Source organism: Alloacidobacterium sp. (genome assembly GCF_035631355.1).
Classification (GTDB): domain Bacteria; phylum Acidobacteriota; class Terriglobia; order Terriglobales; family Acidobacteriaceae; genus Alloacidobacterium.
Genome location: NZ_DASQIX010000103.1, coordinates 1 through 12,982, shown reverse-complemented (window position 1 = coordinate 12,982; position 12,982 = coordinate 1). Strand labels below are relative to the sequence as shown.

General features: G+C 55.2%; 13 protein-coding genes. 7 read left to right on the top strand and 6 right to left on the bottom strand.

Annotation, left to right across the window (positions count from 1 at the left end; all coding sequences use genetic code 11):
- The first annotated feature begins 168 nt into the window (after window positions 1–168).
- Entirely contained in the window at window positions 169–987 is an 819-nt protein-coding gene (locus VEV40_RS18210) for a LytR/AlgR family response regulator transcription factor (RefSeq protein WP_324834393.1), read from the top strand.
- Between the two features lie 16 nt (window positions 988–1,003).
- On the opposite strand, the gene VEV40_RS18205 is transcribed toward VEV40_RS18210, so the two are convergent.
- The 3 genes from VEV40_RS18205 to VEV40_RS18195 all read right to left on the bottom strand — a co-directional run bounded on the left by VEV40_RS18205 (window position 1,004) and on the right by VEV40_RS18195 (window position 4,292).
- Window positions 1,004–1,747 (bottom strand): DUF2490 domain-containing protein, encoded by a 744-nt coding sequence (locus tag VEV40_RS18205; RefSeq protein WP_324834392.1) that lies wholly within the window; start codon window positions 1,745–1,747, stop codon window positions 1,004–1,006.
- A gap of 20 nt (window positions 1,748–1,767) precedes the next feature.
- Window positions 1,768–2,877 carry an ionic transporter y4hA gene (locus tag VEV40_RS18200; RefSeq protein WP_324834391.1) on the bottom strand — a complete coding sequence of 370 codons (1,110 nt, stop codon included), beginning with the start codon at window positions 2,875–2,877 and terminating at the stop codon, window positions 1,768–1,770.
- A gap of 197 nt (window positions 2,878–3,074) precedes the next feature.
- Window positions 3,075–4,292: a hypothetical protein gene (locus VEV40_RS18195; protein ID WP_324834389.1), complete on the bottom strand. Its 1,218-nt coding sequence runs from the start codon at window positions 4,290–4,292 to the stop codon at window positions 3,075–3,077.
- Between the two features lie 107 nt (window positions 4,293–4,399).
- Between VEV40_RS18195 and VEV40_RS18190 the strand changes: the two genes are divergently transcribed.
- The 3 genes from VEV40_RS18190 to aqpZ all read left to right on the top strand — a co-directional run bounded on the left by VEV40_RS18190 (window position 4,400) and on the right by aqpZ (window position 8,458).
- Window positions 4,400–6,469 carry a M13 family metallopeptidase gene (locus VEV40_RS18190; RefSeq protein WP_324834388.1) on the top strand — a complete coding sequence of 690 codons (2,070 nt, stop codon included), beginning with the start codon at window positions 4,400–4,402 and terminating at the stop codon, window positions 6,467–6,469.
- Between the two features lie 160 nt (window positions 6,470–6,629).
- The gene (locus VEV40_RS18185) at window positions 6,630–7,562 is read left to right on the top strand and encodes a DMT family transporter (protein WP_324834387.1); all 933 of its coding nucleotides are present in this window, start codon (window positions 6,630–6,632) and stop codon (window positions 7,560–7,562) included.
- Window positions 7,563–7,720: 158 nt separating this feature from the next.
- Complete coding sequence (gene aqpZ / locus VEV40_RS18180; RefSeq protein WP_324834385.1) at window positions 7,721–8,458, top strand: aquaporin Z; 738 nt, start codon at window positions 7,721–7,723, stop codon at window positions 8,456–8,458.
- Here the strand turns inward: aqpZ and VEV40_RS18175 are convergent.
- A complete protein-coding gene (locus VEV40_RS18175) occupies window positions 8,455–8,610 on the bottom strand; it encodes a hypothetical protein (protein WP_324834384.1) in 156 nt (51 codons plus the stop codon). The two genes, aqpZ and VEV40_RS18175, sit on opposite strands and share 4 nt — an antisense overlap.
- Before the next feature lie 89 nt (window positions 8,611–8,699).
- Here VEV40_RS18175 and VEV40_RS18170 point away from each other — a divergent pair, with 89 nt between their 5' ends.
- Window positions 8,700–9,134, top strand: a complete 435-nt coding sequence (locus tag VEV40_RS18170) for a hypothetical protein (RefSeq protein WP_324834382.1) — start codon at window positions 8,700–8,702, stop codon at window positions 9,132–9,134.
- A gap of 58 nt (window positions 9,135–9,192) precedes the next feature.
- Here the strand turns inward: VEV40_RS18170 and VEV40_RS18165 are convergent, their stop codons facing one another.
- Entirely contained in the window at window positions 9,193–9,378 is a 186-nt protein-coding gene (locus VEV40_RS18165; protein ID WP_324834381.1) for a hypothetical protein, read from the bottom strand.
- A gap of 228 nt (window positions 9,379–9,606) precedes the next feature.
- Between VEV40_RS18165 and VEV40_RS18160 the strand changes: the two genes are divergently transcribed.
- Complete coding sequence (locus tag VEV40_RS18160) at window positions 9,607–10,665, top strand: G1 family glutamic endopeptidase (RefSeq protein ID WP_324834379.1); 1,059 nt, start codon at window positions 9,607–9,609, stop codon at window positions 10,663–10,665.
- 210 nt (window positions 10,666–10,875) lie between these two features.
- Window positions 10,876–11,880 (top strand): G1 family glutamic endopeptidase, encoded by a 1,005-nt coding sequence (locus VEV40_RS18155; RefSeq protein ID WP_324834377.1) that lies wholly within the window; start codon window positions 10,876–10,878, stop codon window positions 11,878–11,880.
- 93 nt (window positions 11,881–11,973) lie between these two features.
- Here VEV40_RS18155 and holA read toward each other — a convergent pair.
- A partial coding sequence (holA, locus tag VEV40_RS18150) for a DNA polymerase III subunit delta (RefSeq protein WP_324834376.1) occupies window positions 11,974–12,982 on the bottom strand: 1,009 nt, incomplete at its 5' end.

The window sequence follows — 12,982 nt, the reverse complement described above, 5'->3', positions numbered from 1 at the left end:
TCTTTCAGAAGTCCTCTACCAGCCAATCTACTTGTTGTGGCGTTGCCGTGAAACAACATTCGGGTTCCAGAACGAAAAGTTTCGAGGTTCCCCGGCTGCTATCCCCTCTATGAGCCCCGCGTTTGACCGCCCTTTCCTCCGCTTCCTATACTTAATGTTTATTCACTTATGGCCATGACCGCCCTAATCATCGATGACGAAGAGCTTGCGCGCGAGGAGTTGAAGTATCTGCTCGATATGACAGATGTGGAAGTACTGGCGCAGGGCACGAATGGCATCGAGGCTGTAGACCTGATCCGCAGACATCAGCCAGACGTGGTTTTTCTTGATGTGCAGATGCCTGGGCTGGATGGATTTGCCGTGCTCAAGAAGCTGCTGGAACACAGCGAGAGCGAGCATATACCGCAGATTATTTTTGCCACCGCTTTTGACCAGTATGCGGTGAAGGCTTTCGATGTGAACGCCATCGACTATCTGCTCAAACCATTTGACAAAGATCGCGTTATGCAGGCGCTGGAACGCGCAAGGCTGCGGCTGCAAGAAATACATTCGCTTGACGAAAGCATGTCGAAACAGACCAGTCTGGACGGCGATGTCCGCATTGGCGCGCTGCTCAAGCTCATTGAGCAACAACAGCAAGCTCCAAAACACAGCGGCAAGATCGTGCTCCAGGCGCACAGCCGTTTGTTGCTCATCGACCAGAAGGACATCTGTTACGCCTCAATTGATGAAGGCGTAATTACGGTGGTGACACCGACTCTTGAAGGTCAATCAAAGTGCCGCACACTGGAAGAACTGCTCGACCTGCTCAACCCCTCGACCTTTTGGCGAGCGCATCGTTCTTATGTGGTGAATATCAATCGCATCAAGGAAGTGGTGCCGTGGTTCAAGAGTAGCTATCAACTGCGCATGGACGACAAAAAGCAGACCGAGATTCCCGTGAGCCGCGCACAGACGCGCAGGTTGCGGGAATTGTTCAAGCTGTAGAGATCTCCGCAGACTTTCACTTATTATTGTTGCGAATTTTCAAGGCGAGCGAGATGCCGACAATTTCATTGGTGTCCCAGCCTTCGGGCAGGTTCACTGACTGCAGCATGTAATAAGGCCTGATGGAAAACGAGCCTGCCACGGGTAGTCGGACACCCACCTGGAAGCGGCTCTGTGTGAAGCTGCTTCCGCCGTTGGCGAATGGGTTGTTGCCTGGGACTATGAAGAATTCATTATTCAGAACCAATACAGGACGTCGCGTCATGCGAAGCGGCAAGGTATATTCAACGCCCGGCCGAAATCGAAGGCGTGCTGAAGCAGGGCGATTGTCCGGGAATCGTCCTTCGATCAGCGTCCGAAGGATGGGACGCCACGGGCCCCGCGACGTACTGAAAGTCAGATTGAGTTGCAACCGGTTCTCATACGCAATGGAGGGATTGCTGGGAAAGCGTTGATAGCGATAGATCGGTATCAACGTGAACCATGGCTTTAGGCGGAAAGCTAGACCTCCCTGAACGAAGTACTCAAAGAAGTTCGAGAATTGCTCATCGAAGCGTTCGTGAAATTCAATTTCCAGAGACTTATTAGGCGATAAGCCAGTCGAGAGTCCCTGGTCGAGCCAGAGCCCAATCTGTTTCTCGTCTTCCGGGTCCTCAGGTTGTTGTTGCTGCGCTCCGACCGGAAGAGCCAGCGCGCAACTGAAAAGCACAACGAGCATGAGCACACCACGCGCTATACGAGGACCCGCGCTTATTGCCATGGCTTTCTTAACGATACATATCACGGGCTGAATACTAGTACCAAAAAAATAGCGAACATGGACAAGTGAACGGCGCCCTCGAGCATCGTGGTGCGCCATCCGGTAAATGTCAGGATGCTAAGGATCAAAGTGGCAACAAGCAACGCAATGCTCGCCGGCGGCAACCCGAGGACCACTGTCTGTCGTGTGTAAAGGCCAATGGCCAGCATAGCCGGCAGAGTAAGACCAACGGTGGAGGCGACGCTGCCGAGGCAAAGGTTGATGGCTCTGGTGAGTTGATCGCCACGTATGGCGATGAGTGCAGAAACACCTTCGGGCGTGAACACCAACATTGCGATAATGATGCCGCCCAGTGCAGGCGGGGCACCGCTTGCGGCGATGCCGTGGTCGAGCACTTTGGCCAAACTCTTAGAGAGGATGACAATGGGCAGAATATTGATGAGCAACATGGCAACGTGCGGCGTCAGCTTGCCCCTGCGCAGTTTGGGTGCAGGCGAAACTTGAGGTGGCGCTGCATCCGAGGCCGAGGGTGCCACGAAATAACCCCGATGCCTTCCGGTCTGAAGCCAAAGGAATAAACCGTAAAGGACGATCGTGAGAATGGAAAAAGCTACTGACTGAAAAGTCGTCAACGACCCATCTGGCGTAGAGGTGGTAAAGCGCGGAAGTACCAGGGCAATAGTGGTTAAAGGAATGATTACGGCAAGATAAGCTGATGCACCTTGCAGATTGAAAGCTTGCTCATGATGGCGTATGCCACCGACCAACAGGCCCAACCCGACCACACCGTTGAGCACGATCATGACCACGGAGAACATCGTGTCACGAGCGAGCGTGGTGGCGCCTGATGTCCCAAGCATGACCGCGGAGATCAGGGCAACCTCGATGATTACGATGGACAATGTGAGAATAAGAGTGCCGAATGGCTCACCGAGCATTTCGGCCAACTCCTCTGCCTCATGGACGACGCCGAATGCCACCCAGACGATGATTGTAAACAGCCATACAAACAGACCGAGTGCAGCCCTGTGACTGTTCAACGCAGCCATCCACTTCCCACCAAGAATTAGAAATAATGCGACCGAAACCCAGGCGATGAAGAGCCGGACAAACGATTTGGCCTGAACCATCTAAATAGCCTCAGGTGCTGCTAGTACGAAAGCGATGCGGCATCCCCGTGCCCACGAGATGCAGGAACCCTTGTCTGTACCTTAAAAATACACGCACATCGTTTGTGCAGACGGAACCGTGGCTTCAAATCCGGTCTCCCCGGCACAGCACAGTGTAGCCTGGCTTTCCGCGCTTATTAATATGAAAAGTAGGCAACTTAGGGCGCTGAGGAACCCGGAGGCAGGTCATAAACCTCAATCGCTCCCTGGCGCAAAACAGCAAACCTCAGCCCATCGGGAGAAAGCGCGTAGTTCTGTCCTGCGCTCAAAATCGGCGTAGCGTTCTTAACCAGCCGCAGTTGACCCGTTTGCGTATCGAAGACACCTACCATCTGATTCGCAATGTTGGTTTCATCAATCGGATCCATGATGCCTACCGGGTGATTGACCTGCAAGGAACTATATGCGAAGCGGCTTCCGTCCTGCGTTAGCTGAAATGTGGGCCAGATGTAGCGGCTTTCCCAGCGCTGCTGCCATAGTGTCCTGCCGTCGAGAGTGACGGCGAAGACCTGATGATCGTCACCGGACCTGGGGCAAGTCATCACCAGCGTGACATTGCTGCTCATGGTTTCTTCTGTTGGATGACAGGCGGACTCGACTTGGGTGATCGTCCGCGCATCGCCATGAAAGGGCAGATATCGAATGAGCCATCGGTTCTGGTTGCCGGGAATAGCTTCGATGCGGCCTTCGCCCACCATCGGAATTTCTACGGCATTCAGTGTCTCGGCGCGGGCAATGAGCGTGCGTGTTTCGGAGCGCAGGATGAGGATTTGAACCGGCTTCGATTCCGGTGGAGGATCGCCCAGCGTAGGCGCAGTGCTGGCCACCGTCTCCGGCTTCTGTTTCTTGCCTTCCGCCTCCACCACAATCAGCTTTCTATCAGGAGAAATCTGGACTGATTCGAGCGCAGTATCGACGCTGATATAAGGGTGCAGTTCCAGCGACGAGTCGGTGAGATAGAGGCTGCTGCGCTCCCTTACGAGAAAGTGGCCGTCAGCCAATCGCCACATATAACGCGAGCGGTCGTGCATGCGCCAGTCGGCCTCCGCCATAACCTTGCCATCGGGCAATTCGAGAACAATGGCGTGGATCATTTGGTCTTCATCATCGGGGGGATCGTTCGGCAGGCGCTTCATCAATCCCGGCATGCGGAAAGTGAAGAGCAGGTGGTCTTTATCGATGAAGTCGAGAGAAATGGATGAAAGGCGCGCTGTCAGATAAAAAGAGCTTGGCGCAATGTAGCCGAGAGGAGCAATGGGAATGCGAAAATCCGGCTTTGGTCCTGAATCATTATTCTTCTCGCCTCGCGCAAACTGAGAAACACAAAGCAGGGCCGCGAGAAACACCGGCAGCATTCGGACTGCTCTGAGACCCATGCCCAACATTCTCCTACAAAAAGGAAACGATTGACTTTCCTGCTGCGTATGTTTTTGATAACGCTAGCTTGCCTTGTTACCCCAGTGGCAACCTTTTCGAGGCCTATATGAACTTTTTGAGAAAGTCGCTTGTCTCCGGCATGATGCTTGCCGGATGCCTGGTTCCAGCCGCTATCAGTGCACAGGATGGCCCGGCGCAGAAGAACCTCAAGGCGCTTGATCCTAAATTGATGGATACAACCGCCGATCCATGCGTGAATTTCTACCAGTACTCCTGCGGGGGATGGGCAAAACAGAACCCGATTCCCGCCGATGAGTCTTCTTATGGACGCGGCACGGAACTTGAAGACCAGAACCGGCTCGTGCTCAAGTCCATTCTGGAAAAAGCGGCTGCCGGGGGGCCGGAACGTTCTGCGAACGAGCAGAAGATTGGCGACTACTATGCCACCTGCATAGACACGAACGCGGTCAAAGAGGCCGGATTGAAACCTCTACAACCAATGCTCGACCGCATCGCCGCTCTCAAGTCAAAAGACGGTTTGCCGGAACTGACTGCATACCTCGACAGCATTGGCATCGGAACATTCTTCGGTTTCACGTCTGACCAGGACTTCAAGGACGCAACCCAGGAGATTGGCGAATTCGATCAGGCCGATCTTGGGCTTCCGGAAAAGGGCTATTACGACCGCACTGACGAAAAGTCCGTAAAGCTGCGCGACCAGTACAAGGAGCATGTTGCGCGCACATTTGAGTTGCTGGACGAGACGCATGAGCAGGCGGCGAAAGATGCCGATACGGTCCTGAAAATTGAAACCGAGTTGGCGAAGCACTCGCTAACTAACGTCGAGCGGCGCGATCCGCAGGCGCTCTACCACAAGATGACGCTGGCCAGTTTCGACAGCAGCACGCCGAACTTTGCATTCACGAAGTACCTGCGCGCACTGGATACGCCCACGGTCGAGTCCCTCAACGTGACGGAGCCGAAATTCTTTACCGGGCTGAACGAAGTGCTGGCTTCCACCGATCTTGATTCGCTCAAAACCTATTTGCGCTGGGCGGCGATTCGGCAGACCCCGAGCACAGCGCTGCCACAATCGTTGGATGACGAATCGTTTAATTTCTACGGCAAGATTCTCGAAGGCCAGCCAGAGCAACAGCCGCGCTGGAAGCGCTGCGTTCGCGCAACCGACCGTGCCTTGGGCGAGGCCCTCGGGCAGGTCTATGTTGCCCAACGTTTCAGCCCGCAGGACAAACAGCGGACACTGGAACTGACGCACGACATTGAAGCCGCGATGGACCACGACATCGACCAGCTTGAGTGGATGAGCGCCGCAACAAAGACGCGAGCCAAAGATAAACTGCACTCAGTCGCCAATAAGATTGGCTATCCCGACAAGTGGCGTGACTATTCAAACCTTGAAGTGGTGCGCGGAGACGCTCTCGGTAACGCACGGCGCGCAGCGGCATTTGAAGTGCATCGGCAGATCAACAAGATCGGCAAACCCGTTGATCGCGGCGAGTGGGGCATGACTCCGCCGACCGTGAACGCTTACTACAACCCACAGATGAATGACATCAACTTCCCCGCGGGCATTCTGCAGCCCCCTTACTTCGACCCGCGTCAGGACGATGCCGTCAACTACGGCGACGCCGGCGGTGTGATCGGCCACGAGCTAACACATGGCTTTGACGATGAAGGCCGTCAGTTCGATGCGGAGGGCAATCTTAAAGAATGGTGGACTCCGGAAGATGGGAAAAAATTCACTGAGCGCGCCGATTGCGTGGTAAAGGAATACGATGGCTTTGTTGCCGTCGATGACCTGCATGTGAACGGCAAGTTGACGCTCGGTGAAAACATCGCCGACCTCGGCGGCTTGAAGCTGGCATTCCTCGCTTATCTCGACCGCGCGCAGAAGGCTGGCGTCGATCTGACAAAGAAAAGCGATGCGGAGTACGGCGGTCTGACTCCAGAACAGCAATTCTTTGTTGCGTACGGACAGGGCTGGTGCCAAAACAACCGCCCTGAAGACCTGCGCCTGCGCGTCCAGGTCGATCCGCACTCCCCGGAGGAGTTCCGCGTCAACGGCGTGGTCGTAAACCTGCCGCAGTTCCAGAAAGCGTTCAACTGCAAGACCGGTCAACCAATGGCTCCGGCAAAACGCTGTGCCATCTGGTGATTTGCCATCAAGGCAAACGCGCCTTCGGCGCCAAGCCCGGCCTCGCGCCGGGCTTGTTTCTTTATGGAGCGACCTATCGACATTCCTGACGTTTTCCGTGGTGAAATTCCGCAACATGAATCGGAGAGCACGAACCGCGAGCTTATGCCACAGTGGATATATGCCATCCATTACCACCAGCAGCGCACATACGCAGAGCCGTGCTCTCATGGGATATGCGGCGTGCGCGCTGGCTGGATGCTTCTGGGGCACGGGGTTCTTCTTCGGGAAAATTGCGCTGGCTGAGATGTCGGTAGGGCACATGGTGCTCTACCGGTTTCTCTTCGCCTGTCCACCTTTCTTTTTTGTCGTGCGGCGGCCGCGGTTCAGCCGTCGCGACTGGATGCTTTTGCTGCTGGCGTCGTTCCTCGGCTTCCCCGTGCAGTACCTGTTGCAGTTTCAAGGGCTGGCCATGACAACGGTGAGCCATGCAGCGCTTATGGTAGGCACGATGCCGGTGATTCTCGCCGTCGGCGCGTCCATCTTCGCCCATGAGCGGCTCGACTGGATCGGCTGGCTGGCTCTGGTTGGATCGACAACAGGAGTGTCATTGATTGCCCTCGGCGGTGGACATCGCGGCTCTCCAGGACAGGGTCCAACGCTGGCAGGCGATATGCTGATTGTGCTTTCGCTGCTGATCGCCCTGGTATGGGTTTTGCTGAACAAGCATCTGATGCTGGGGCACTCGCCCTTGGAAGTGACGGCGTATGGCCTGCTCGCGGGTACGATCATGATTGCTATCTGGGTCATACTCAGGGATGGGCTGCCACCGGTACACGGAATCAGCATCAAGGTTTGGCTGGCGCTGGCTGCCAGTGGACTGCTGTGTAACACCGCCGCCATGCTGCTTTGGAACACAGGCATCCATCGCGTTCCAGCATCGCGAGCCGGGGTTTTTCTGAACATTGAGCCGGCTTTAGGCTCGCTTCTGGGCGTAAAGCTGTTGGGAGAGCGGCTGGGCCCGCTGGCATGGGTTGGAGGCGGGCTGATTCTTGCAGCAGCGATTACGTTAACCAGCGCCGGCAAAGGGGTGGAAGAGGTCATAGTTGAATGATCCATAGCTAAATAGCACAAATTCAATCACGTGGTGATCCTGCTTTCTATCTACGAAGATTTCAATGAAATTCCTCCGCTGCTATAAGTCATTTCATGTTAGTGTTTTGGCGATTCAGAACTCGCCCATCCGGCGTATCCCAAAAGGAGGAATGATCTGTGTCACCAACACTGATTCGTCGTTCAATTGCGGAGTTTGTGGGTACATTCTGGCTGGTTTTTGGAGGGTGCGGATCGGCTCTCATCGCAGCAGCATTTCCTGAGTTAGGAATTGGCTTTGTAGGCGTTGCCTTTGCCTTTGGGCTGACGCTTCTGACGATGGCTTACGCCATCGGACATATTTCCGGGTGCCACATCAATCCCGCAGTCACCTGCGGGCTGGTGGCCGGCAAGCGCTTTCCGGCAAAAGACTTGCCCGCGTATGTTGTCGCACAGGTGCTGGGCGGAATTGCAGCTTCGGCAGTGCTGTATGTCATCGTTACCGGCAACCCGGCGTTCAATGCGGCGTCGAGCAGCTTTGCCTCCAATGGATTCGGCGCACACTCGCCCGGCGGATACTCGCTGCTGGCCTGCTTTGTGGCGGAGTTCGTGCTGACCTTCTTCTTCCTGTGGGTCATTATGGGATCGACCGACAAGCGCGGTGTCCCAGCCGGCTTCGCGCCTCTCGCCATCGGCCTGTGCCTGGTGCTGATTCACCTCATCAGCATTCCGGTCACGAATACGTCGGTCAACCCGGCGCGGAGCACCGGGCCTGCAATTTTTGCGGGATACTGGTGGCCTTTGCAGCAACTCTGGCTTTTCTGGGTGGCTCCCATTCTCGGCGCAGTGGCTGGCGGCTGGGTCTACCTTTTCCTCTTCAGAGCTCCCGATAAGAGCTTTGATGGCGAGCAGTATTAACCTGCAGGAGCGGCATTGAGCAGGATATATTGCCGCTCCTCCACCGCTGTGCTTGGCAACTCAGCAGCGGTCAGAGTGACATTGCGCTCAACCAGCAGTTCATCGCTTTCCCACGATTCGTGCAATTGATATTGCGGCTCTATACTTGCCATGGGCGGCAATGGAAGCTTATTGCCGGTGACAAACCGGTGACTTTCCAGCGGCAAAACCGCGCAGGCAAAGGGCTATAATCTGTTCCATCATGCACAGGCGCTATAGAGGCGGACAGGAATGCTTCGGTCCCCGCGAGTATGCGCCTGGAGCGCGCGTTCTCGCTCTCTGCCTGCTCTTCGCTGTGCTGGCATGGGACTACACTGCCACCGTTCTTAACCCGAACGAGCTTCCTGCGCTTTTCTGCAAGCGGCTCGCTCATCACGCCACCGACAGCCGGATGTGCTGTCCGCTGCCGGTTTCATTGCCGGCGCGGCGTACGCAACAAAACAAATGCTGCGAAGCGCCCGCGCCGACACAGGATGCCGTTCCGTCCGCGAAACAATCAGGGGCATCGAATGCAGCCTGCTGCGCACTAGTTACCGCGCTCGCACCTTCTCGGCGGACCGCGTCTCTTCCGCCCCAATTACATCGCGGTAGGCTATATGAGCGTGAGGTCTTCGATTTGAAAGACATGCGGATTTAGAATCCCTCTCAAGCAAAGTGTGTCTATACGCGCGTCTTTGCGCGAACAACACCAGCTCTTAAACCTGAGAGGAAATCATGAAAACCAGAATATGGATGCTGGCTGCAATGCTCGTCGCCTCGATGTGGGCAATGACCGCAGCCGCTCTAACAACCACACACAGCGCTTGTTGCGCGATCTGCTTAAACGGCGACTGCTGCGCTTGCTGCGCCAGCCCATGCTGCACGGACAAGTCGTGCTGCACTGACGACTGCTGCTGAACTTGAAGGCCCGGGAGCTATCCTTCCGGGCCTTTATCTGTCTTACTTCTCATATTAGCGATTAAATTGATTTAGTAGTTTTTATCCAGACACGCACTATTTTTTTGGACTTCTTCCGAAACGGATTTCCAGCTTCTTTCACTACTCGTTCGTAAGACATCTGGGCCTCGGGGCCAAATCCCCACAATTTAAGAAAGAAAGAAGCAGGAACGATGAAACAGCGTATGATCTCTCTCGTTTCGGCTCTGCTGATAACTGCGCCTCTGGCAGGCATAGCCCAGCAGCCACAGCTGCAACAGCTGAAGCCGAATGAACTCGCGACTAATGTAGCGGGTGTAACCACAATCGCAGCTCCTCCGGCAGGGTTTGATCCATTGAGCGCCTCCGATCAGGATCTGGAATTCTACGGCTTTCCGCCAAAGCCGGATCAGGTCGCGGCTCCCAAAGCTTTTGCGAGCTGGCAGAAAGCCATGAAGGCATCAAAGAATCGCATCACGCCTGTGCTTGAAGTCACCAAGAACTTCGCTGGTCCAGCTAAGTTGAAGGCCGGCTCAGCTGCGCCAGCCAGCGGCAACGCAGCCTCGTCCTATAACTGGAGCGGCTATGTCAACCTGAATGGAGTAACAAAGTACGGTAGCTCTTCCTTCTACTACATTATTGGCGACTATGTTGTGCCCGTTGCCCGCCAGGCATACAGCAAGTGCGACGGAACCTGGGACTACTCAGTAACGTGGGTCGGAATTGACGGCTGGGGATCGGGTGACGTGCTCCAGGCAGGTAATGAAGCCGACGCATACTGCGCTTTAGGTGGAGCAATCAAATCCACGTACTATTCAGCCTGGTATGAGTGGTATCCCTATGGTTGGACACGCATCTCCAGTCTGCCTATTGTTCCCGGCGACGATCTCTTTGTTGAAGTCTGGAGCACCTCTTCGACCGCGGGCCATGCCTATCTGGTCAACTACAACACCGATCAGTATGTAATCATCAACTTCTCCGCGCCTCCGGGAACACAGCTTGTTGGCAACAGCGCGGAGTGGATCGTGGAGCGTCCGGGCGTTGGCGGTGGGTTGGCAACGCTGGCGAACTATATCTCGGATTACTTCTCGGATGCGTATGCCTATAACTTCGGCTATAGCGCCGTCGATCCGGGCAGCGCGGGATCATTCCCGGTCACGATGCTGGACAACAACGGCTATGCCATTTCGTATCCTACCCCGCTGGGCGTAAATGCGATCTGGATGCAGGATGAAGGCTCAGCCCGGTACTGATTTTCGGACTATGCCTTGTGAATGACGGCGCGAACCTGCGCCGTCATTTTGTTTTATAGTTGTGAGTGGCAAGCGATACAACGATCACTATAGAAGAATTACTTAGTAAATCACAGTAACGTAGTTAGATCATCATTCACTAATTATTGGTGATTTATCCAGGGCCTCTGGGCCACACCCCTGACAACTCAATATGAAAGAAGCAGGACGATGAAACAGCATATGCTCTCAGTCGTTTCGGCTCTGGTCCTTGCTGCGCCTCTGGCTGGCGCCGCTCAGCAGCTGAAACCGAATGAACTTGCGACCAATGTCGCAGGTGTAACCACAACTGCGGCCCCTCCGAAATACTTCAATCCCTTGACTGCCTCCGATCAGGACCTGGACTACTATGGTTTCCCGCCTCGGCCGAATGAGATTGCGGCACCGGAAGCATTTGCAACCTGGCAGAGAGCAATGGCCACCTCTAAGACTCGCGTCACACCAGTACTCGAAGTCACCAAAAACATTACCGGCGCAGCTACGCTTCAAAATAGTGCTGTACCGCCCAGCGGCGGCGCAGGGCCTGCCACGTCCCCCAGCTGGGCTGGCTACGTCAACACAAATGGAGCTACCACGTATGGCAGCTCTTCCTTCTATTACATGATTGCGGATTATGATATCCCGAACCTCCGGCAGGCCATTTGCGACGGCACATGGGACTATGCGGTAACGTCGGTAGCAATTGACGGGTGGGGATCGAGCGATATGCTTCAGGCTGGGACTGAAGAGGCTGCATACTGCAGCGGCACCACCCGGGCTAGCTTTTACGAGGCTATATATGGATGGTATCCCTATGGCTTGACCGCCATCTCCAGTTTGCCAGTTGCTCCCGGCGATGAGCTGTTTGTTGAAGTATGGGATACTTCTGCAACGAGTGGGCACGCTTATATATCGAACATCTGCGCCGGCAAATATGCGATTGTGAATTTCTCCGCTCCCCCGGGAGTTCATCTGGTCGGCAACAGTGCGGAGTGGGGCATTTCTCTTGGTGGAGGTCTAAGTAAACAAATAAATTACATCTCTGAATATATGTCGAATGCTTATGCCTATAACTTCGGTTACAGCGCAGTCGACCCAGGCAGCGCTTCATCCTTCCCGGTAACTATGGTGAATGGCGGAATTACGATTGCATCTCCGACGTTGCTGGGGACAAACGCGATCTGGATACAGAATTGAGAATATAGCTGATTGCTGATTTTCGTAATTTGTAATGACGACGCGGGCGCGCGTCGTCATTTTTTGTAAGCTCTAGCTAATGATCTCGAGCCTTTACAATTCCATCGCATACTGTGTCGATGCGCCAACCAACTGGGCAGGCTTCGGCTCGCTTGCCAAATCCATCACCAACCTTTCGAGCACCAGTTTCTTATCAGGAGGCTGCGAGCGAAGTTCTAGATCAGCGCGGGCGATGAGGCGCAGGGCGCGGGTTAGTTCGCGTTTCGATTTGTAGCGACGGGCCTGGCGAATCAGATCTTCAGCGGCAAAGGGCGGCATGCGAAAGCCCTGCCATAGCGCCTGCCAGATGGCACGCGAATCGCGCACGTTCTTTTCCAGGATAACCAGCATCTGGCGGAAGGTGCGCGCCAGCATGTAGAGGTGTCCGATGGCCGCGTCTTCGCCGCCATCGGAGGCGTTCAGTAAACCGTCGAGCAATGCCAGAGCTCGCTTTTTATCTTTGGCCGAAATTGCATCAGTCAACTCATAAAGCGAGCGCTGCTTCGCGGCGAGGACCATAGTTTCAACATCGCCCAGGGTGATGAGCTTCCTCGCGCCAGCGTAGAGCGAGAGCTTTTCAAATTCTCCGGCAATGAGCATCATGTCAGCGCCAAGCGCGTCGACCAGCTCACGGGCAGCATCCTGTTCGAGCTTGATCTGCTGCTTCTCGGCTTCGGCGAGTAGCCAGCGAAGTGCATCCGCTTCATCGACGCGGGCCAGCTCGACCATACCGCAGCGGTCACCCAGCGTTTCGCGGATACGCTCGTAACGGTCTTTGTCCGTCATGTCCATGCGGCGCGGGTCGGATGGAATGCGAATATGGTCGGCGACGAATAGCAGCAGCGCCTGCGGGTTCGGCGAGCGAAAGTAGCCGTCGATTGCCGCGAATTCATCTTTCTTAGCGCCGCGTGTGTAAAGCTGCTTCAGGTTGCGGATGAACAACACCTGGAACGGGGCCATGAGCGACGGCGTCTGCGCGCGGTCGAGGGCTTCAAAGATGCTGGTTTCAGCGAGATCGATGTCCGACAGGCAGAAGTCGCGCAGGTCAGCGGGAACATAGGCT

Excerpts from the sequence above, each read along its gene's own strand:
- VEV40_RS18170 (WP_324834382.1), top strand. The coding sequence starts at position 8,700 with ATGCACAGGCGCTATAGAGGCGGACAGGAATGCTTCGGTCCCCGCGAG.
- VEV40_RS18185 (WP_324834387.1), top strand. The coding sequence starts at position 6,630 with ATGCCATCCATTACCACCAGCAGCGCACATACGCAGAGCCGTGCTCTC.
- VEV40_RS18210 (WP_324834393.1), top strand. The coding sequence starts at position 169 with ATGGCCATGACCGCCCTAATCATCGATGACGAAGAGCTTGCGCGCGAG.
- VEV40_RS18200 (WP_324834391.1), bottom strand. The coding sequence starts at position 2,877 with ATGGTTCAGGCCAAATCGTTTGTCCGGCTCTTCATCGCCTGGGTTTCG.
- VEV40_RS18175 (WP_324834384.1), bottom strand. The coding sequence starts at position 8,610 with ATGGCAAGTATAGAGCCGCAATATCAATTGCACGAATCGTGGGAAAGC.
- VEV40_RS18195 (WP_324834389.1), bottom strand. The coding sequence starts at position 4,292 with ATGGGTCTCAGAGCAGTCCGAATGCTGCCGGTGTTTCTCGCGGCCCTG.
- VEV40_RS18155 (WP_324834377.1), top strand. The coding sequence starts at position 10,876 with ATGAAACAGCATATGCTCTCAGTCGTTTCGGCTCTGGTCCTTGCTGCG.
- VEV40_RS18160 (WP_324834379.1), top strand. The coding sequence starts at position 9,607 with ATGAAACAGCGTATGATCTCTCTCGTTTCGGCTCTGCTGATAACTGCG.
- VEV40_RS18190 (WP_324834388.1), top strand. The coding sequence starts at position 4,400 with ATGAACTTTTTGAGAAAGTCGCTTGTCTCCGGCATGATGCTTGCCGGA.
- VEV40_RS18205 (WP_324834392.1), bottom strand. The coding sequence starts at position 1,747 with ATGGCAATAAGCGCGGGTCCTCGTATAGCGCGTGGTGTGCTCATGCTC.